The sequence below is a fragment of the Sphingobacterium sp. HMA12 genome (assembly GCF_002933815.1).
GTDB lineage: Bacteria > Bacteroidota > Bacteroidia > Sphingobacteriales > Sphingobacteriaceae > Sphingobacterium.
In genome coordinates, this window is sequence record NZ_BEYR01000003.1 from 153,980 (window position 1) to 173,703 (window position 19,724).

General features: G+C 40.5%; 17 protein-coding genes and 1 other RNA gene. 7 read left to right on the forward strand and 11 right to left on the reverse strand.

Annotated elements, in window-relative coordinates:
- Nucleotides 1-287: 287 nt before the first annotated feature.
- The 3 genes from ssrA to HMAT_RS17500 form a co-directional block, all read right to left on the reverse strand.
- Nucleotides 288-655: a transfer-messenger RNA gene (gene ssrA / locus HMAT_RS17485) on the reverse strand.
- A 199-nt stretch (nucleotides 656-854) separates the two neighbouring features.
- A complete protein-coding gene (locus tag HMAT_RS17490) occupies nucleotides 855-1,337 on the reverse strand; it encodes a hypothetical protein (RefSeq protein WP_104384152.1) in 483 nt (160 codons plus the stop codon).
- Between the two features lie 228 nt (nucleotides 1,338-1,565).
- A complete protein-coding gene (locus HMAT_RS17500) occupies nucleotides 1,566-3,596 on the reverse strand; it encodes a M3 family metallopeptidase (RefSeq protein WP_104384154.1) in 2,031 nt (676 codons plus the stop codon).
- Nucleotides 3,597-3,691: 95 nt separating this feature from the next.
- On the opposite strand from HMAT_RS17500, the gene HMAT_RS17505 reads away from it, so the two are divergent.
- Nucleotides 3,692-4,219 (forward strand): hypothetical protein, encoded by a 528-nt coding sequence (locus tag HMAT_RS17505; protein ID WP_158655976.1) that lies wholly within the window; start codon nucleotides 3,692-3,694, stop codon nucleotides 4,217-4,219.
- Nucleotides 4,220-4,338: 119 nt separating this feature from the next.
- Here the strand turns inward: HMAT_RS17505 and HMAT_RS17510 are convergent, their stop codons facing one another.
- Entirely contained in the window at nucleotides 4,339-5,544 is a 1,206-nt protein-coding gene (locus HMAT_RS17510) for a pyridoxal phosphate-dependent aminotransferase (protein ID WP_233789422.1), read from the reverse strand.
- A 212-nt stretch (nucleotides 5,545-5,756) separates the two neighbouring features.
- Between HMAT_RS17510 and HMAT_RS17515 the strand changes: the two genes are divergently transcribed.
- From HMAT_RS17515 to HMAT_RS17530, 4 genes are all read left to right on the forward strand, one after another.
- A complete protein-coding gene (locus HMAT_RS17515) occupies nucleotides 5,757-6,746 on the forward strand; it encodes a cation diffusion facilitator family transporter (RefSeq protein WP_104384157.1) in 990 nt (329 codons plus the stop codon).
- Between the two features lie 148 nt (nucleotides 6,747-6,894).
- Nucleotides 6,895-8,685, forward strand: a complete 1,791-nt coding sequence (lepA, locus tag HMAT_RS17520; protein ID WP_104384158.1) for a translation elongation factor 4 — start codon at nucleotides 6,895-6,897, stop codon at nucleotides 8,683-8,685.
- A gap of 69 nt (nucleotides 8,686-8,754) precedes the next feature.
- Nucleotides 8,755-9,642 carry a bifunctional 5,10-methylenetetrahydrofolate dehydrogenase/5,10-methenyltetrahydrofolate cyclohydrolase gene (locus HMAT_RS17525; RefSeq protein ID WP_104384159.1) on the forward strand — a complete coding sequence of 296 codons (888 nt, stop codon included), beginning with the start codon at nucleotides 8,755-8,757 and terminating at the stop codon, nucleotides 9,640-9,642.
- Between the two features lie 151 nt (nucleotides 9,643-9,793).
- Nucleotides 9,794-10,315, forward strand: a complete 522-nt coding sequence (locus HMAT_RS17530) for a hypothetical protein (RefSeq protein WP_104384160.1) — start codon at nucleotides 9,794-9,796, stop codon at nucleotides 10,313-10,315.
- A 187-nt stretch (nucleotides 10,316-10,502) separates the two neighbouring features.
- Here the strand turns inward: HMAT_RS17530 and HMAT_RS17535 are convergent, their stop codons facing one another.
- Nucleotides 10,503-11,375 (reverse strand): serine hydrolase, encoded by an 873-nt coding sequence (locus HMAT_RS17535; protein ID WP_104384161.1) that lies wholly within the window; start codon nucleotides 11,373-11,375, stop codon nucleotides 10,503-10,505.
- Nucleotides 11,376-11,530: 155 nt separating this feature from the next.
- Between HMAT_RS17535 and HMAT_RS17540 the strand changes: the two genes are divergently transcribed.
- Nucleotides 11,531-12,073, forward strand: a complete 543-nt coding sequence (locus HMAT_RS17540) for a DUF1543 domain-containing protein (RefSeq protein ID WP_104384456.1) — start codon at nucleotides 11,531-11,533, stop codon at nucleotides 12,071-12,073.
- Nucleotides 12,074-12,166: 93 nt separating this feature from the next.
- On the opposite strand, the gene HMAT_RS17545 is transcribed toward HMAT_RS17540, so the two are convergent.
- The 6 genes from HMAT_RS17545 to HMAT_RS17570 form a co-directional block, all read right to left on the reverse strand.
- Nucleotides 12,167-13,651, reverse strand: coding sequence for an amino acid permease (locus tag HMAT_RS17545; RefSeq protein WP_104384162.1), 1,485 nt, complete (start codon nucleotides 13,649-13,651; stop codon nucleotides 12,167-12,169).
- 143 nt (nucleotides 13,652-13,794) lie between these two features.
- Nucleotides 13,795-14,442 (reverse strand): NAD(P)-dependent oxidoreductase, encoded by a 648-nt coding sequence (locus HMAT_RS17550; protein WP_104384163.1) that lies wholly within the window; start codon nucleotides 14,440-14,442, stop codon nucleotides 13,795-13,797.
- Nucleotides 14,443-14,448: 6 nt separating this feature from the next.
- On the reverse strand, nucleotides 14,449-14,862 hold the full coding sequence (locus tag HMAT_RS17555; protein ID WP_104384164.1) for an Rrf2 family transcriptional regulator: 414 nt from the start codon (nucleotides 14,860-14,862) through the stop codon (nucleotides 14,449-14,451).
- A 118-nt stretch (nucleotides 14,863-14,980) separates the two neighbouring features.
- The gene (locus HMAT_RS17560; RefSeq protein ID WP_158655977.1) at nucleotides 14,981-15,688 is read right to left on the reverse strand and encodes a hypothetical protein; all 708 of its coding nucleotides are present in this window, start codon (nucleotides 15,686-15,688) and stop codon (nucleotides 14,981-14,983) included.
- Nucleotides 15,689-15,824: 136 nt separating this feature from the next.
- Nucleotides 15,825-17,771 carry a M1 family metallopeptidase gene (locus HMAT_RS17565; protein WP_199768700.1) on the reverse strand — a complete coding sequence of 649 codons (1,947 nt, stop codon included), beginning with the start codon at nucleotides 17,769-17,771 and terminating at the stop codon, nucleotides 15,825-15,827.
- A gap of 93 nt (nucleotides 17,772-17,864) precedes the next feature.
- Complete coding sequence (locus tag HMAT_RS17570) at nucleotides 17,865-18,212, reverse strand: ArsC family reductase (RefSeq protein ID WP_104384167.1); 348 nt, start codon at nucleotides 18,210-18,212, stop codon at nucleotides 17,865-17,867.
- A gap of 270 nt (nucleotides 18,213-18,482) precedes the next feature.
- On the opposite strand from HMAT_RS17570, the gene fbaA reads away from it, so the two are divergent.
- Nucleotides 18,483-19,562 (forward strand): class II fructose-bisphosphate aldolase, encoded by a 1,080-nt coding sequence (gene fbaA / locus HMAT_RS17575; RefSeq protein ID WP_104384168.1) that lies wholly within the window; start codon nucleotides 18,483-18,485, stop codon nucleotides 19,560-19,562.
- Nucleotides 19,563-19,724: the final 162 nt, after the last annotated feature.

The window sequence follows — 19,724 nt, forward strand, 5'->3', positions numbered from 1 at the left end:
TAGATGGTACTATAAAATTTCGGTCTTTAATTCTTTTGAGTAAACTAGTTTCTGAATTGCCCAACCATTAAAATTTAGCCTAAACGCCTAATCCCCCTAAGGAGATATCGAACTCTTGAAAAAAGAGTACAGAGATGTCATAAACCTCGTTTTTTACGTCATCGGTATCCAAAGCCTAAATAATTTTTTTAAAATTTTCGAACTCTAAATGAATGTGCTTTAATAGGTTGGTTCACAGTTTTTTAGGGGTATAAAAAAAGGAGACACTTTCTATGAAGTGTCTCCTTAAGTGGAGCTGGAGAGATTCGAACTCTCGTCCAGTCATGGTACTGTATACGCTTTCTACATGTTTAGCTTCTCTTTGATTGTCGGGCGAGGGAAGGTGAGTCGCTTACCTATACCGTACGCCGTAGTTGCTGTTTCTCACAAGTGCTTAGCAACATCACACTTGCCAGTTCTATCGTTCGATGCCCCGAATGTTAAACCAAAGAACAGGATCTAACGGGACAAATAGCTATGTTAAGTCTAACTTAAGCAGCTAAGGCGTAGTTTTCTTCGCCAGTTATAATTCTGAAAGTTCAGATTAAAGTGCTCTACTAACAACGCACTACATGCTTACATAACCGTCTCCATCCTGTCAATTCCGGTCAACCCCAATTATGTCATACAAAGGTACAGCTTTTTTGATGATAAATCAACATAAACCTATTTTTATTGGCTTTAAAGCTCCTAAAATATCGGCATAGCAATACATGTTCAATTTATAACAGGCATAACGGATGCTGCGGAGCTCTTAAACATAACTTGATATACTACGGTAAATTCAACTGCTATGGACTCTAAGGCAACAAAAATTAAAATGAAATATTAATCTTGTTTTCGCCCTGAACAGGGTCGTCTTTTTTGGTGGTGAACTTACTTAAGGTTATTTTTTTGCCTGCAATAGTACAGATAAATGTATCAGTTCCATCATCAACTGTCCTTCCTTTTTCCTTATAGTATGATTTTACTTGTTCAAAAGAATCTGGGGTAAATAGGAAAAGGTCCCCAGATAGATTACTGGCTTGATCGGTGGAAAAATTATAGTAACTAATTTTGCCATTGGGATACATGGGAATCAAATTACATAACACATCGGGTGCAGTTTCGGTAACGGCATCCCTAAAATAATAGTCCATTCCGCCTTTGTCGTTCGGAGTACCTTTGGCAGCTGAGCGGTCTTCCATATAATTGACCAGCAATGCTGCACTTATCAATATGGGAAGTCCAATTAAAATGCACTTGAAGAAAAATTTTCGCCGGTTTTTATCGCGCAATAAGAAGTTGATTTCACTCATGGTATGGGGCTATTTGGATTGATCCTAATTTCAATCTTTTTGAAGAATTAATATAGGGTGAATATAGCAAAATCTTTATGATTGTCACAGTCTTTGGGCGAATAGAGATATTGCGGTAGAATAAGGTCCAAAATTCATCATCGAACCTGGACCTTATTTGCTGATCGGACAGTGTTTCAAAAATATCATTTGGTGCCATTTTCCAAAATTGATATTTCGCGCTATCCTTTATTTTATCAATCCTGCTCGTTTGAGTAGGGGTTCGACAGATGGTTCTTGACCTCTGAAACGCTTGTAGAGCACCATCGGATGTTCTGTTCCGCCCTTGGATAGGATATTAGCTTGAAATTTATGGGCAACTTCGGTGTTGAAAATACCATTTTGTTTGAAGTAGTCAAATGCGTCTGCGTCCAATACTTCAGCCCATTTGTAACTGTAATAACCGGAGGAATAGCCACCATTGAAAATATGGGAGAAGGCCGTACTCATGGCATTTTCTTTTACGTCTGGGTATAGTTTTGTAGAGGCGAATTGCTGGTCTTCGAATGCTTTCAAATCAGCGATGCTACTTGGGTCTTGCCCATGCCAGCCCATATCCAATAAGCCAAAGCTTAACTGGCGCATCGTAGCTATTCCTTCTAGAAAAGATGCACTCTCACGGATTTTTTCCACGAGTTCCATCGGGATCACTTCGCCTGTTTCATAATGTTTTGCAAATAATTCCAGCGCCTCTTTTTCGTAACACCAGTTTTCCAATACCTGACTTGGTAACTCGACAAAATCCCAATAGACTGATGTACCGGATAAAGTCGGATAGATCGTATCCGCCAACATTCCATGCAGGGCATGTCCGAATTCATGAAACAGTGTCGTTACTTCCTGAAAGGTCAATAAGGAAGGTTTCGTTGCCGTCGGACGGGTGAAATTGCAGACAATAGATACATGTGGACGTTCTTGCTTCCCATTTTGTACATACTGTGGTTTGAAGGAAGTCATCCAGGCGCCATTTCGTTTCCCTTTGCGAGGAAAGAAATCGGCATAGAATATAGCGACGATCTCGCCGTTATCCTTAGTAACTTCAAAAGTCTGTACTTCTTCGTGATAGGTTTCAATGTCGTTGACTTCTTTGAAATTGATGCCAAATAGGCGGTGGGCAACCTCAAAAGCGCCGTGCAATACATTTTCGAGTTTAAAATAGGGCTTTAGCTTTTCATCATCCAGATTAAAGCGCTCTTGCTTTAGTTTTTCTGCATAGTAAGCGCCATCCCATTTCTCCAGCTGTTCAATTCCGTCTAGTTTCTTGGCAAAAGCACTCAATTCGGCAAACTCTTGCTGTGCAGCAGGTTTTGCTTTTCCAAGCAAATCATTCAGAAATTCGGTTACTTTTGTTGGGTTTTGTGCCATGCGCTCGGCTAGTACAAAATCTGCATGGGTTGCATAACTCAATAATTTAGCGCGTTCAAAACGTAGTTTTACGATTTTCAACACGTTTTCGACGTTGTTGTATGCATTGTCCTGAAAGGCCTTTCTTCCTGCCGCCAAGGTAATCTCCTTACGCAATTCGCGGTTGTCGGCATAGGTGACGAAAGGGAGGTAACTTGGGAAATCCAAGGTAAATAACCAACCTTCTTTTTCATTGGCTTTGGCTAAAGCATGGGCTGCCTCAATGGCTCCCTCTGGAAGTCCGGCTAGATCCTTCTCTTGAGTAACCAGGAGCTGATAGGCATTGGTTTCCGCAAGGACATTCTCACCGAATTTTAATTTTAAAAGTGACAGTTCGGCATCAATCGAACGTAACTGCTCTTTCTGCTCATCGTTTAGTAGTGCCCCATTGCGGACAAAATCTTTATAGGATTTTTCCAATAGAGTTGCTTGTTCCGCCGTAAGCGACAGTTGATCTTTCTGATCGTAAACTGCTTTTACGCGTTTGAAGAGATCAAAGTTTAACATGATGTCGTTGCCCAAAGCGGACAATTTAGGCGCGACATCCTGCGCTATCTTTTCAAGTTCATCATTGGTCTCCGCAGAATGTAAGTTGAAAAAGATGCTGGATAATCTATCCAGCGTTTGCCCCGAATAAGACATCGCCGCAATGGTATTGTCAAAGTTGGGTGCTTCGGAACTGTTGACGATGGCGTCAACTTCATCTTTTGTTTTTTGGATTGCCGCATCAAATGCGGGGATATAATCTTCGTTTTTTATCTGTGAAAACGGAGCGGTATCGTGCTTCGTTTTGAATTTTTCTGTTAAAATACTCATAGAGGTAAATGTAATAAATATTTATATGAAGCGCTAAAATCAATGAAAATTATGTGCTGGGAATGATATTTCTGGGAAATGAGTATCTTCGGAACATGAAACTGAAATCTATTTATCTACGGATATTAGCGATCGCACTCGTACTGATGATGACAACAGAGCTGCAGGCACAGCAGGACTGTGATTCTCTAAAAAAGGAGGTGCCCGCGTTCTGTAAGCTCCTGGATGACGATGCGCGGGTAGAGTTCCCAAAAGATTATAAAAAAATTGCTGCCTGTATGGAGATTGATTCTGTCACGGAAATGCTGCTAGGCTATGATATGGTTAAGATGAAAGCATTGCAACTGCAACGGAAAAAAAACAGAGTTTTCACTTACGGTGACTGGATGAATATGGTAGTAGAACTGAAAGCAGGAAAGGAATACCGTAATGCCGCGCAGATGATGCAATTGATCCAGCACAGGATTAATCGTACCGACTGGGCGCAATTGCTGAGATTGATGAAAGAGAGTATGCTGCCCGGCCATTTAGAGGCCCTCGAACTAGATAAGGTAGAAAAAATGCTTTTTGACCCGAAGAACAAGGGAAGGAAATTTATTGAAGTGATGGAGCATATTAAATAAGAGAACGTATTGGATTATACCGCTGTGGGGAATACAGTGGGATTGATAAGACTGAGATTGATAAAAAAATGGGCTGTTCAATTTTATTGAACAGCCCATTTTTTTATCGTGTATACTGATTATGCTAATTTGCCTAATGCTGCTTTGATGCGCTTTAATGCTTCGATCAGACTTTCGTCAGAAGCAGCATACGATAAGCGGATGTAGTTGTCATTACCAAATGAATCACCGCCTACAGTAGCGACATGACCAACATTCAGTAGATATAAAGCTAGATCAGATGAGTTTTTGATGATATTACCATCCTGGTCTTTTTTACCAAAGAAAGATGAAATTTCCGGGAAGAAATAAAATGCACCTTCTGGAAGATTGGTACGTATACCCGGGATATCGCTCAATAGATCGTAAACCAATTGACGACGACGCGCAAAGGCTTCTTTCATTTTATTGACCGACGCTAATCCCTGTTCGTATGCAACAATACCTGCACGTTGTGAAATTGAGCAAGTACCTGAAGTTGTCTGACCTTGTAATTTATCATTTGCTGCCGCAATAGTTTTGTTGGCCGCAATATACCCTAAACGCCAGCCTGTCATCGCAAAGGCTTTTGAAAAACCATTGATGATAATAACTCGATCTTTGATGCTATCAAACTGTGCGATGGATTCGTGTTTGTCCACAAAGTTGATGTGCTCATAGATCTCGTCAGAGAGAATAAATACCTGCGGATGCTTTTCGAAAACCTTAGCCAATGCTGCTAATTCATCTTTACTGTAAACTGTTCCTGTTGGATTGTTCGGTGAAGAGAACATAAACAATTTGGTTTTTGGCGTAATGGCCGCTTCCAATTGTGCTGGCGTAATCTTAAAGTTATTGTCTATTTCCGTATTGATAAATACTGATTTTCCCTCTGCTAAAACAACCATTTCAGAATATGATACCCAGTATGGTGTAGGTATAATTACCTCATCACCCGGATTGATCAACGTTAGGATCACATTAGACAGGGATTGTTTTGCACCTGTTGAAACAACGATCTGCGAAATATCATAATCCAGATTATTCTCTGTCTTCAATTTATTCACGATTGCCTGACGCAATTCAGGGTATCCCGGTACTGGCGAATAACGTGTCCAGTTTTCATCCAAGGCCTTTTTTGCTGCATCTTTTACATGTTCAGGAGTGTTAAAATCAGGTTCACCTACGCTAAGGCTGATTACATTAACGCCTTTTGCTGCTAATTCGCGGCCCAACTTGGTCATTTTAAGTGTAGCCGATTCGGACAAATTATTTATCCTGTCTGATAAGTATGATGATGTGCTCATGGTAAGACAAAGATATTATATACGTTGCAAATAATTGCCTTTATTTTTGAAAATTTACAAATAAAAGGGCTGTTTTTATTGGGGCTTTGCTAATAAAAAGTGATTGTCGCGATTTAGCCTGTTAATATCGACATCTTTTTGGTATTGATGTGTAAAACTAATCAATTTGATTTGGCGTTATATCTTTACCTTTGCCCTACAAAATACAGGTCATGTCGAGACAAACAAGATTGGTTTTATTATCGCTGTTTACAGGAATAGGCTTAATGATCATTAAGTTCGTAGCTTATTTTTTGACAGATTCCAGTGCCATCTTTACAGATGCCGCCGAAAGTATCGTCAATGTGATCGCTTCTGGTTTCGCTTTCTATAGTATTTATCTTGCGGCTCAGCCTAAAGATGAGAATCACCCCTATGGACACGGTAAAGTTGAGTTCTTTTCTGTTTTTCTTGAGGGTGGACTGATTTTTATCGCTGGAGCGATTATTTTAGCCAAAGCTTGTTACAATATCTTTTTTCCTGCCGAGATCACTCATCTCGAACAGGGGATCTACCTGATCGGAATCACCTCGTTGATCAATTTTGCTGTCGGATTTTATATCATGAAAAGGGGCCGCATTCTGGGATCAATTACACTGGTGGCCGATGGCAAACACCTGCAGGTGGATGCTTACAGCACAATTGGATTGATCTTGGGTTTACTGCTGATGAAGCTAACGGGATTCCAATGGATTGATGTGGTGATCTCGATTATATTAGGGCTCTTTATTTTGTTTAATGGCTACAAATTACTTCGGCAGTCTATCGGTGGACTGATGGATGAATCAGATACCGAACTTGTGCAGGATGTGGTAGCGATTTTGGAACGTAATCGTAAGGCTGAGTGGATTGATGTGCACAATCTTCGGGTGCAGCGCTATGGCAATGAACTGCATGTCGACTGTCACCTCACTTTGCCAAATTACCTCGATCTGGTGAAAGTTCATGATGAAATTTCGGCTGTTGATAAGATAGTCAATAAGGAAATGTCTGTGCGTACTGAGTTTTTTGTCCATGCGGATCCCTGTCTCCCACAATGCTGCCGTTATTGCCAGGTTGCGGACTGTCCTATACGCTCGGAAAAATTTGAAGGTAAGATCGCCTGGGATATGGATAAGGTAACCCGCAACCAGAAACATTTTTCCTACGCCGTAGCGGATTGAAAATGAAAATGCTTTCTGCTTGTGCCTCATGTGTGTAGCAAAACTTTTCATTAGGCTACAGTCAACTGATGAAAAATATACTTGATTCTATAAATATGTATAAAAAAAGGTATCTTTGCCTTTTAGCAAAAGAGTTTAAAAATCCTATATGAAGCACATTCGTAATTTCTGTATTATTGCGCATATTGACCATGGCAAAAGTACTTTGGCAGATCGCCTTTTAGAGTATACCAATACCATCAGTCAGCGCGAAGCACAGGCACAATTACTTGATAATATGGATTTGGAACGTGAACGTGGTATTACGATCAAGAGTCACGCCATCCAAATGAATTATAAAAAAGATGGTCAGGAATATATTTTGAACCTGATTGATACCCCCGGACACGTTGACTTTTCCTATGAAGTATCCCGTTCTATCGCTGCCTGTGAAGGGGCGTTGTTAATTGTGGATGCATCACAGGGGATTCAGGCACAAACAATCTCAAATTTATATTTGGCTTTGGAGCATGATCTGGAAATCATCCCGATCTTAAATAAGATGGACCTTCCGGGTGCGATGCCCGAAGAGGTGAAAGATCAAATTGTTGACCTGATCGGTGGTGAGCGTGATGCGATTATTCCTGCTTCTGGAAAGACTGGCCTTGGGGTCCCGGATATTCTGGAAGCCATTGTTGAACGTATCCCACATCCTGTAGGTGATGCTGATGCACCATTACAGGCATTGATTTTTGACTCTGTATTTAATTCATTCCGTGGGATCATGGCTTATTTCAAAGTTGAAAATGGTGAGATCCGTAAGGGAGACAGGGTAAAATTCGTGGCCACAGGTAAAGAATATTTTGCTGACGAGATCGGTACGTTGAAGCTTAATCAAGTGCCAAAAGAAGTCATCAAAACGGGGGATGTAGGCTATATTATTTCTGGTATCAAGGAAGCACGTGAAGTGAAAGTAGGGGATACCATTACGCATAAAGACCGGCCTTGCGGTGAAGCAATCCAGGGATTTGAGGAAGTAAAACCAATGGTCTTTGCCGGTATCTATCCCGTAGATACAGAAGACTACGAGGAATTGCGCGAATCGATGCACCGCCTGCAATTGAACGATGCTTCTTTGGTGTTTGAACCAGAGTCTTCAGCTGCCTTAGGTTTTGGTTTCCGTTGTGGTTTCTTGGGTATGCTCCACATGGAGATTATTCAGGAGCGTCTGGAAAGAGAGTTTGATATGACGGTAATCACTACCGTTCCCAACGTATCTTACAAAGCATACATGACGAAGGATAAGGAAGAGGTCATTGTGCACAATCCTTCGGACCTACCTGATCCAAGTAAATTAGATTCAATTGAAGAACCTTATATCAAAGCGAATATCATAACCAAATCGGACTTTGTAGGGCCGATCATGTCTTTGTGTATTCAAAAACGCGGTACAATCATGAACCAGCATTACCTGACTTCAGATCGTGTCGAATTGGTTTTTGAAATGCCAATGGGTGAGATTGTATTTGACTTTTATGACAAGTTGAAAACAATTTCCAAAGGTTATGCTTCATTTGACTATCACCAGATCGGTTACCGTACTTCGGATCTTGTTAAATTGGATATCCGATTGAATGATGAACCTGTCGATGCCCTGTCTTCGTTGATCCACAGAAGCAATGCCTACGATTTCGGTAAGAAAATATGTGAGAAATTGAAGGAACTGTTGCCACGACAACAATTTGAGATCCGGATCCAGGCTTCTATTGGTGCAAAGATCATCGCCCGTGAAACAATTTCCGCATTGCGTAAGGATGTAACCGCAAAATGTTATGGTGGTGATATCTCCCGTAAACGTAAATTGTTGGAAAAACAGAAGAAAGGTAAAAAACGCATGCGTCAGGTGGGGAACGTAGAAATTCCGCAATCTGCATTTATGGCGGTATTGAAATTGGATTAATATCATTTTAAATTATACAAAATAAAGGAGCTCTTGGGCTCCTTTTAAATACAATCAAATCTCCTAAACATGAATCTATTAGATGGTAAACTAGTTTCCGAAAAAATTAAAGAGCAGATTGCTCTAGATGCGGCTGAATTTACAACTCAAACGGGTCGGAAACCACATTTGGTAGCTATCCTTGTTGGTAACGACGGTGGTAGCGAAACTTATGTGGCCAGCAAAATGCGTAATTGTCAATTGGTCGGCTTTGAGTCGACAAACATCCGTTATGATGAGACGATCTCTGAAGAGGAATTGATCGCTAAGGTCAAAGAAATCAATAAAGATGATTCCATCGATGGCCTGATCGTACAATTGCCTTTACCAAAACATATTGATCCGGACAAGATTACCGAAGCAATTGATTACCGTAAGGATGTGGATGGATTTCACCCGGTCAACTTGGGACGAATGCAACGTAATCTTCCATGTTTTATCCCAGCGACACCTTATGGTATTATGTTGATGCTGGACTACTATAAGATCGAGACAGCGGGCAAACATGCCGTAGTCGTAGGCCGAAGCAATATTGTCGGTTCTCCAATGAGTATACTACTGGCGCGTAATGCTAATCCCGGAAACTGTACCGTGACCTTGACACATAGCCGTACCCAAGATCTGAAAACAGAAGTACTGCGCGGTGACATCGTCGTGGCAGCGATCGGCAAAAAGAATTTTGTAACCGCGGACATGGTCAAAGAGGGGGCTGTAGTGATTGACGTGGGTATCAATAGAGAGACATCTACGGAGACAAAATCAGGATTTAAATTATATGGTGACGTGGATTTTGAGCATGTGGCACCTAAAGCGTCTTGGATCACTCCGGTACCGGGTGGAGTAGGACTGATGACGATTGTTGGTTTATTGAAGAATACCTTGGAAGCCGCAAAGGGAACAATTTATCCAAAACAGTAAATTTGTCTATTTGGCATAGAAGTTGTAAATTAAAGACTAATTAATCATATAATTACAAACTTACATGAAACCATCATGTGGTTGATAGGAGTCAAAAATGGGCGAATACAACCTCCTGATGACTTCTTGCCATTAAAAAACAAATAATCTAATGAAAAAAATTGCACTTTTAGCGGTAGTAGCAGGAGCATTGGTAATGTCTTCTTGCAACAATTCAGAGAAAAAAGCGTCAGATTCGACTGATACTGTACAGACAGCAGGCGAGCATGTAGATGCAGCGATTGCAGACTTAAGGAACGCCGAAGAAAGTGCGCGTTTGAAGGCTGAGGAAGCAAAAAAAGCTTTAGATGAAGCGATTGCCAAAGGCGATAAAGCTGCTGAAGAGAAAGCGCGTGCTGCTTCTGACGAGGCCAATACCGCTTGGGAAAAAACCAAAACTGCTTTACGCGATGCTGGTCAGGATGTGAAAGAAGGATTGAAAGACGCAAAAGATGCTACAGTAGACGCTGCAAATAAAGCTGCCGATAAAACTAAAGATGTAGCAAAAGATGTCGCGGATGGAACTAAAAAAGTAGCTGGTGATGTTGCTGATGGTACTAAAAAAGTAGCCAAAGATGTTGCTTCCGGTACGAAAGAGGCTGCTAAAGATGTGAAAGACGCTTTTAAAAAGTAGGCGACAATTTTAGCTGAAAAGCCAAGACTTTGGTAAATAAATAATTGAAAAACTAATTCGCTTATCGCATCGTAAGATAAAAAACAGGGAACTGAAGAGTTCCCTGTTTTTTTTACAACTCATGCCCGATTCAAGAATCGACCCGTCAGATTACCTATCATCATGGTATAATCCTGAAGTATGTAATTTATTTATTGTAATAATCCCATAGTAGTTTGGAGAGCTTACGTGTCAGCACTTCTGCTGCATTGGTTTTTCCCCAGCTCTGATCCTGATTGTTTTTGGTGAATATACTAAAAACATAATCGCCTTTGGGCGCATTAACCAACATGACTTCATTACGTACATCATCCAGTGACCCCGTTTTGGAGGCTGCTTTTACGGTCGCCGGAATTTGAGAAAGCCCCCTTTCGTCGTAGAACATATTGCCCAGAAAACGATACATGCGATCGGAAGATTTTTCCGAGATTACCTTGCCCTGACGGATCAGGGTGAGGAGATCGGCCATCTCTTTTGGTGTGGTCTGTCCCCAGCCATATTTTTCCCAGTCTGCTTTTCTTCCTTCAGTTTGTGAGTTTACACGCGTATGCTGCAATTGAAGGTCGGCCATCAGTGTGTTGATGGCTATTCCCCCACCCGCAAGTTTTTGATTCCAGATGCTTGTGACATTGTCACTGTAAGAAAGCATAAGGGCGACAAGAGTTTTGAGGTCAACCTTGCTGCTGTCCTTAAAGAATTGCATTAGGCCCGAACCACCATATTTTTGGTTTTCGCGGTAGATAAGCTCCTGATCTAATTGCAACTGTCCTTTTTCAATTTTATCAAAGACACCCACTAAAATAGGGATTTTGACAACGCTTGCTGTAGGAAAGATGTTGTCGGCTCCGATATTAACTTCCTTGTGTTTCTTTAGGTTATGTACATAGACACCTATTTCTCCCTGAAAACCCTGAATAAGCTGTTTAATTTGTGTTTCGAGTTTTTTATCGGTGCTTCGCTTCTGTCCAAAAGAACACAATGATAGAAACAGTAACGTAAATGATAGGAAAATTTTACTCATAGTCTGCGTTTTATCTGCATTAAATGTGGTGAATAATCGTTATTTTTATTGTTTAATGGGCTTAAGTTATGAAATATCCGTGATTGGAAAGCACAAATACTGATGAAAATAACTTGGATATTCCATTTTGCCATTCAAAAAAAGATTATTTGCGTATGAAATTATTTATGATTTTGATCGGTTGCAAACCGAAAAATAGACGTACGGAACAGCATGATATTTTTTTCGGAATCGGAAATGAACTGAAGGATTTTATAGAGCCAATTAAAGATTTTTGGCCTGATGCCGATGGTAAAATTCATATTGATGCTTATCGGATCGTCAATAAGATTGGCGAGTATGAAATTACGGTCGTGGAAAAAAATGATGTGGCAATTTCAGATGCAGAATTGAAGTTATTTTTTGTCAATCTAGGCGGTTATAAACCGAATGAGTTTGATGAATTTCATTATAAAGAACTCATTGTTGCACCGAATTTGGGAAAAGCTACTGAGAAAGCTAAACGAACTGTTTTTTGGAAGCACCATAGCACGGCTCATATTGATGATAAATATGGCTTGGATGTCGATGATATTTATGAAATAGAAGACCTATTGCTTGATGCGGATAAAGAAAAATACCATATTCAAATTGTGCCCAAAATCGGACTGAAAGAAGATGTAATTGCAAATGGTTATTTTAAACTAAGCGCTTTGTAAGCGCTTTTTGAGAGTATAAAACTAGCGGGCTTCTTTTTTAGAAGCCCGCTAGTTTTATACCAATACAAGTATTACTATATGTGTTTGTCTCTATTATTCTATACCTTGTTGATCCCGGTGTTGTTTCCGGATCACACTATGTTTCTTACCATAAACGAAGTAAATCAGTAGACCTAAAGCCAGCCAAATTGCCAAACGCTCCCAGCTTTCAATAGGCAATGAAGCCATCATCAGCACACAGACAATGATACCCATGATCGGAACAAAAGGAACTAAAGGCGTTTTGAATGGACGTTCCAGATTGGGATCCGTTTTGCGGAGTACCAATATACCCACACAAACCAATGTAAAGGCAAATAAGGTACCTATACTCACCATGTGACCAAGATCGGAAACGGGAACAAATCCAGCGAAGATACTTACGAATACCATAAAGATTGCATTTGTTTTCCAAGGGGTCTGTCTTTTGGAGAGATCAGAAAATATTTTTGGAAGCAGGCCATCTTTACTCATGGAGTAGAATACCCGGCTCTGGCCAAGTAACATGACAAGAATTACAGATGTATAACCTGCAATAATCGTAATAATTAATGCTGTATTCAGAAAATGATATCCTGTTTTCGCAAATGCCGTGGCTACTGGTTTGGCGTCTCCTTTAAACATCGTGTAATTTTCGATACCTGTCATTACATAAGAAAATAACACATAAAGAAGGGTACAGATGATCAATGAGCCGATGATACCAATTGGCATACCTTTTTTTGGATTTTTTGCTTCCTGAGCAGCAGTACTCACGGCATCAAAGCCGATGAAAGCAAAGAATACCACACCTGCTGCGCGCAAAACACCGCTGATTCCAAAATGGCCAAAGTCATCGCTCTTTAGAAATGTCCATACGCTTTGTTGACCACTTTTGACCAGTTCCTCGCCGGCATTTACCGGGATAAAAGGATCGTGGTTTGCAGGGTTGATAAAGCTCCATCCCAATGCGATAAAAATTAATACAACGCCTACTTTTAAGATCACCAGGATATTGTTTACGCGAGATGATTCCTGTGTTCCACGCATTAATAGCAGAGAAAGCAAACATACAATAATGATTGCCGGTAAATTAACCATACCACCTTCCCAAGGGCCTTTCAGCAGGGCGTCGGGTAAGTGGATGTGGAAAATCATCAGGAGCTGATTAAAGTATTGCGACCAACTGACGGCTACGGTGGCACCGGCGAGTGCATACTCCAAGACAAGGTCCCAACCGATTATCCAGGCAACAAATTCCCCCATTGTCGCATAGGAGTAGGTGTAAGCACTTCCAGCGACAGGAATCATGGACGCAAATTCGGCGTAACAAAGACCGGCAAAAGCACACCCAACTGCAGCGATAATGAAAGATAGGATAACAGCTGGACCAGCATTCTCTGCAGCGGCAATTCCAGTTAAGGAAAATAGTCCTGCTCCAATAATGGCTCCAACGCCTAGCGCAATTAATCCGCCACTCGTTAATGTTCGTTTCAGTGTATGTTCACCATTTTCATTTGCCTCAGCAATCAGTTTAGGAATCGATTTTTTAAATAGCATAGGATTAATTCTTTACGATTATTTAGCTTTTTAATTGTTTAATTAGTGTCAAATATAAATGATATCAACGACAAAAGGGAAGATTGCGCTTCCCTTTTGTAATAAAATTTTGTACAAGATATAAATCAAATGATTGTATCCTATTAGTATGCTGCTGTAAAACGTTTGTTTATAAATTGTTTATTTGCGATCTCGTCAACGATGGCAACCGCAAGATCTTCAACAGATAGTCTTGAACGCCCTTCGTGATCAAATACCGGCGCGTCCAATCCTGTACGGTACTTACCAGTTCGCACACCACCTGCCTGTGGATTCATTTCTATGGCAGGACTGATCATTGTCCATTCGAGTTGATCTTCTTTGCGGATGGTATCTAAGTAATCTGCGGCGGCCAGTGCTCCAGGTTTGATCTCTTTTGGAAATTCAGGTGAATCGACAAGACGATTACCCTCGATTAACAAACTTCCCGCTCCACCGACGACAATAAAACGTTTCACGCCGGCATCTTTAACCGCCTCTTGAATGGCTAAAGCCCCTTTAGTAAAATCTTCGTAAAGGTTGGGGTTGGCCCAACCAGCGTTAAATGCCGAAACAACGATATCTGCACCCGTTAAAGCGCTTACCAATTGATTGTGGTTATAGATATCAACCGCTACTTTTGTTATGCTGTCATTCGATGGAATGTTTTCTGTATGGCGAGCGAGTGCAACGACTTCGTATTTTCGGTCAGCCAATTCTTTAACAAGATGTGCTCCTACATATCCTGTGGATCCAATTACTGCTACTTTCATGTGTCTTTAATTAAATGTTTTACTAAAATCAGCAAGCGTCATTTTTTCCAAACGCACGACAATATCAGTGTCGACTTCCTGATAAAGATCCTGCAATCTGGCATTAATGTTTTTACCGACAATACAAGCTGGGTTGGGACTATTGAATTTACCCGATAACTCATTTTTTTTTGTACTTTGATAAATGTCCGCAAGGGTGATACGCTCTTTTTCATTATTTATGCGAATCCCGCCACCTTTGCCCTCTTTACTGATTAATAAAGCGGCCGCTTTCAGGGAGGAAATTTCTTTACGGACAACAACTGCGTTTACCTGGATACTTGAAGCAATATACTCAGAGGAAAGCCATTGTCCGGACTCCTCCAATTGTGCTAAGACCATAATATGTAAAGCTGTTGCAAATCTCAAGTTGTGTAACATCCCTTTGCTGATTTTTTAATTTTGATAACACAAAAGTAATGGAAAAGGTTTTAAACTGAAATAAAAAATATTACAGTTTAAAACCTTCTGACAATCACATGATTAAAAGTGTTGTTTTTTATTTTTTCTCGTTAAATTTCTTGTAACTATCCATCACGTAGACCCGTAATGTTTCTTGACTGCTATTTTGGATAAACTTATAAGAAGGCCTAAATCTTTCTTTAAATAAAGCCAGTTCGGATCCGTCAAGTGGTGTTACTTCTTTAATGAGGTTGTCTGTAAACTTGCGATCAACCGTTCTTTTCTCCAGTTCTGCAACAAGAAGTTTGTAATTTGAGCGGGCTTGTTTTCCTTCCTTGCTGAATATACGGCTTGGAGAGATCCGGATCCCGCCGCGGTTTTGGCTGGCATCCGAATATTTTCCGGCGACTTTCTCGCGTTGGATTTCAGCTGCAAGTCTACTATCGGTCATCCGTTCGACGACAACCTGATTCAATTCGATGGGTGTATTTATTCTGTTCAAATAGATTCTTCGCAAGCTCGCATCATATATAAATACCGTATCCTGTTCGTATCCGGTTGCTTTAATCAAAAGTAGATCATTGACACTGGCATCAATCGCAAATGATCCATCCCTATTGGTCTGAACTTCTACCTTACTCCGTAAATTCTGGATCTGTGCAGCTTCAATTTTTTCTCCGCTGACAAGCTCCATAATAATACCTTTGGTTTTTTCCTGTGCAAATAGCTGCCCGCTGATCAATATAATAAATAAACAGCTTAGAATCGTTTGTGTGAATTTCATGGGGATATAATATGTATACATAAATGAGCTTGTTACCTTCCGTTTTATTCATCTAGCACAATGAAACCATTATGAGCAATTTTTTGACGTGTTCATAATGGTTTCATACCGTAGAATTTCTTTACCAAAAATAACGAATAGATTTTGAATTACCGCTCTAATTTGCCTTCCATGTATTATTATCCGGATTCTTGTCAGGCATGACATCGTCAGGATCCAACTGTACGGACTGTAAAGCCTCGTTTGTTGGGATTTTAAACTGCCATACGTTATTTCTTTCCCAGACTTCCACAGGTAATTTTTTTCTTATTTTTTTGCCCGAAACTGTGGTGGCTTCAACGATAATGGGCATGGGCAATTTTTCCAGATTCTCTACAGTGACCAACGCACCTAACATGGGTTGGTTGTTGACGTACGAAACGGATTTGATCGCCTGATCCATTTGCCAGTTATTGACAAACCATCCACGCCAAAACCAATTAAGGCTTTCCCCGGTTCCGTTTTCGATCGCTTTAAAAAAATCCTCGGGTGTTGGATGTTTATAAGCCCATTCCTGAATATATTTTTTGAAGGCGTAATCGAAGCGTTCTTTGCCAATAATCTCATTACGTAATAATTTGAGCCCATAAGCTGGTTTGTAATAAACAAGTGCGCCAATATTGCGTTCCTTCATATTTTGTGGTGTACTCATGATCGGCTCAAGATTTTGCGATGTGAAAATATAAGACCGACTGGTCTGTGGACGATGGTATTCGCCATTATTGAATTCTTGGGTTGCCAGTTCATTGATGAAGGTATTGAACCCTTCATCCATCCAGCCATGTTCACGTTCGTTGGACGCTACAATCATAGGAAACCAGTTATGGCCAAATTCATGATTGGTGACTCCCCAAAGGGAACCTGCTTTGGCTTGATTGCCGCAGAAAGACAAGGCGGGATATTCCATGCCACCTACGTTGGAAGCAACATTTACGGCTACAGGATAGGGGTATTCAAACCAATTTTTGGAATAAATTTCGATGGCGGCCTTAGTGTATTCTGTCGAACGTTCCCAAGCATTGTTGCTATTGCTTTCTGCTGGATAGGCTGATAGGGCAAGTGCTTTTTTACCGCTTGGTAAATTGATTTTTGCCCCATCCAATATAAAGGCCGTGGAAGAGGCCCAGGCAATATCCTGTGCATTATTGAGCTGATATTTCCAGGTGAGCGTCTTTTTGGCTGGTCTTGAGCTTTTTGCTGTTACTTCTTCGGCGGAGCGAATCAATACAGTTTCATTACTACGTAGGGCGAGCTGGTATCTTTTGAATTGGTCTGCCGTGAATACCTCCTGCGGATTTAAAAGTTCGCCCCCCAGCACGACGATGTGGCTGGCTGGCGCGGTGATTTCGACCTGATAATTTCCGAATTCGCGGTAAAATTCTCCCGGGCCTGTATAAGGCAACGTGTTCCAGCCTCTAATATCATCATAGACACAAAGTCTGGGAAACCATTGTGCGATGGCATAGATTTTTCCGTTCTTAGTATCCAGGATACCTGTACGGTCGGCACCATATTGCGGTACTGTATATTGATAGGTGATCTTGAAGGTGATTTTTCCACCCTTACTTTTTAGTGCAGCTGGAAGCCGCAGTTGCATGCGGGTATCATCTATGATATGTTCTATGGTTTTTCCATTGACATCGGTGACAGACTGGATTTGATAACCACCGTCAAATCTTGAGTTGCCGTCGCCGTATCGGCTATTGGTCAATGGAGAGATCAACTGGCCACGTCCATGCTGAGAAAACATATTTTGGTCCAATTGTAGCCAGAGGTAATCCATATTGTCGGGACTGTTATTACTGTAAGTTATCTCTACGGTACCCGTTACTTGATCATTTTGGTCGTTTAATGATGCCTGTATTTTGTAGTCCGCAGCATTTTGCCAATATCCGGAACCAGGTTTGCCGGCCGCAGAGCGATAATCATTTCCATTATTTTTGAAAAACAACGGCGCAAAGGCTTCAGTATAACTATAGTTAGATGTTTTTTCCTGGGAAAAGGACGGAAAAGCATAGCTCAATGCAATTAGGCTAAAAGAGGCCAATGCAAGTCTTTTCATCATATCTGTTCGAATTAAATTACGTTTATTGGTCACAATATACAATGAAAAGTAGATAAGGCAAAAAAAAGCTCCTTTTTAAGGAGCTTGTAACAACTATTTTAAGTTGATTTTATAGTCGTCTTCACTGAACCCAAGCAGGATGCCCTTGCCATATTCAATCACAGGGCGTTTGATCATGCTTGTGTGCTCTTTTAACACTTTATTGGCGCTATTGGCGTCGACAACCTGCGCTTGCTCTTCGGCTGTCAATTTCTTCCAGGTTGTCCCTTTTTTGTTGACCAAAGACTGCCAGTCCACTTTTTGCTCCCATTCTTTAAGCTTTTCATCACTGACGCCTTCTTTCTTGAAGTCATGAAATTGAAAGTCAATCTGATTTTCTTCTAACCATGTTAGGGCTTTCTTTACTGTGTTACAGTTTTTGATACCGTATACCTGTAGCATAATGATTCCAATATTGGTGAGCCCAAATTTAATCAATCCCTAATGGATTACTAAGTATCCCGCGTAATTTTTTAACAGAAGAAGCGATAGCCCTGTGGAATGGGTTGATTTGATTATGAGCAGTGGATAAGGGTAGTCTATCGCAATTCTGGTAACAAACAAATTGATAGTGTATTTAGTACACTCTAAAAATTAGGAAGTAATAATTATTTTTAATAATTTAGTAGCTTCAAGAGTTAATAAAGATTAAAATAAATCAATAACAGTAATATGAGCCTAAAAGATTTTAAAGGTGTATTGACGGGAGATCAAGTACAGGAGTTGTTTGAAGTTGCAAAGAAACATAAATTTGCTTTGCCTGCGGTAAACATTATCGGAACAAATTCTATCAATGCGGTAATGGAAACTGCTAAAGCAGTAAACTCTCCTGTAATTATTCAATTGTCAAACGGTGGTGCACAATTCTATGCTGGTAAAACATTAAATAATGATAACTTGCAAGCGTGTGTATTGGGTGCGGTATCTGCAGCACAGCACGTACATTTATTGGCAGAGCACTATGGTGTTGCCGTAATTTTGCACACAGATCACGCGGCTAAAAAACTTTTACCTTGGATCGACGGTTTGTTGGATGCAGGTGAGAAATTCTTCGCACAACACGGTAAACCTTTGTTCTCTTCACATATGTTGGATCTATCTGAAGAACCAATCGAAGAAAATATCGAAATTTCTGCAAAATACTTAGCACGTATGAAACCACTGGGCATGACTGTAGAGATCGAGTTAGGTGTTACAGGTGGAGAAGAAGATGGTGTTGACAACTCAGATGTGGATAGCTCTAAATTATACACACAACCAGAGGAGGTTGCTTATGCATACGAAGAATTGTCTAAAGTATCTGACAAATTTACCGTTGCAGCAGCATTCGGTAACGTACATGGCGTATACAAACCGGGCAATGTAAAATTACAACCGGTCATCTTACATAATTCACAAGAGTATATCCGCGAGAAATACAAGCTTACTGCAGAAAAGCCAGTTAACTTTGTGTTCCACGGTGGATCTGGTTCCTCACCTGAAGAAATTGCAGAAGCTATTTCTTATGGAGCGATCAAAATGAACATTGATACCGATATGCAATGGGCTTTCTGGGATGGTGTTAGAGCTTACGAGGCTAAAAATCACGATTATTTGCAAGGACAGATCGGAAACCCTGAAGGTACTGATTCTCCAAACAAAAAATATTACGACCCACGTGTATGGTTACGTAAGGGCGAAGAAGCATTTGTTGCTCGCTTGAAAGAAGCATTTGCTGATCTGAATGCTGTAGATGTAAACAGCAAATTGTAAGCAAAACAAAATATCAATAGCGAGGGTGTCCTAATTTTTAGGACACCTTTTTTTTGTCAAAATAGGTTAAATAGCAACGTGAGGATGATGATTGGCGTGTTTTTTGACGGCAGAACATACGGAAGAAGTCAATATGCGCATATTATCCCTGTAAACAAATTA

Excerpts from the sequence above, each read along its gene's own strand:
- HMAT_RS17490 (WP_104384152.1), bottom strand. The coding sequence starts at position 1,337 with ATGAGTGAAATCAACTTCTTATTGCGCGATAAAAACCGGCGAAAATTT.
- HMAT_RS17500 (WP_104384154.1), bottom strand. The coding sequence starts at position 3,596 with ATGAGTATTTTAACAGAAAAATTCAAAACGAAGCACGATACCGCTCCG.
- HMAT_RS17505 (WP_158655976.1), top strand. The coding sequence starts at position 3,692 with ATGAAACTGAAATCTATTTATCTACGGATATTAGCGATCGCACTCGTA.
- HMAT_RS17510 (WP_233789422.1), bottom strand. The coding sequence starts at position 5,544 with ATGAGCACATCATCATACTTATCAGACAGGATAAATAATTTGTCCGAA.
- HMAT_RS17515 (WP_104384157.1), top strand. The coding sequence starts at position 5,757 with ATGTCGAGACAAACAAGATTGGTTTTATTATCGCTGTTTACAGGAATA.
- lepA (WP_104384158.1), top strand. The coding sequence starts at position 6,895 with ATGAAGCACATTCGTAATTTCTGTATTATTGCGCATATTGACCATGGC.
- HMAT_RS17525 (WP_104384159.1), top strand. The coding sequence starts at position 8,755 with ATGAATCTATTAGATGGTAAACTAGTTTCCGAAAAAATTAAAGAGCAG.
- HMAT_RS17530 (WP_104384160.1), top strand. The coding sequence starts at position 9,794 with ATGAAAAAAATTGCACTTTTAGCGGTAGTAGCAGGAGCATTGGTAATG.
- HMAT_RS17535 (WP_104384161.1), bottom strand. The coding sequence starts at position 11,375 with ATGAGTAAAATTTTCCTATCATTTACGTTACTGTTTCTATCATTGTGT.
- HMAT_RS17540 (WP_104384456.1), top strand. The coding sequence starts at position 11,531 with ATGAAATTATTTATGATTTTGATCGGTTGCAAACCGAAAAATAGACGT.
- HMAT_RS17545 (WP_104384162.1), bottom strand. The coding sequence starts at position 13,651 with ATGCTATTTAAAAAATCGATTCCTAAACTGATTGCTGAGGCAAATGAA.
- HMAT_RS17550 (WP_104384163.1), bottom strand. The coding sequence starts at position 14,442 with ATGAAAGTAGCAGTAATTGGATCCACAGGATATGTAGGAGCACATCTT.
- HMAT_RS17555 (WP_104384164.1), bottom strand. The coding sequence starts at position 14,862 with ATGTTACACAACTTGAGATTTGCAACAGCTTTACATATTATGGTCTTA.
- HMAT_RS17560 (WP_158655977.1), bottom strand. The coding sequence starts at position 15,688 with ATGTATACATATTATATCCCCATGAAATTCACACAAACGATTCTAAGC.
- HMAT_RS17565 (WP_199768700.1), bottom strand. The coding sequence starts at position 17,771 with ATGATGAAAAGACTTGCATTGGCCTCTTTTAGCCTAATTGCATTGAGC.
- HMAT_RS17570 (WP_104384167.1), bottom strand. The coding sequence starts at position 18,212 with ATGCTACAGGTATACGGTATCAAAAACTGTAACACAGTAAAGAAAGCC.
- fbaA (WP_104384168.1), top strand. The coding sequence starts at position 18,483 with ATGAGCCTAAAAGATTTTAAAGGTGTATTGACGGGAGATCAAGTACAG.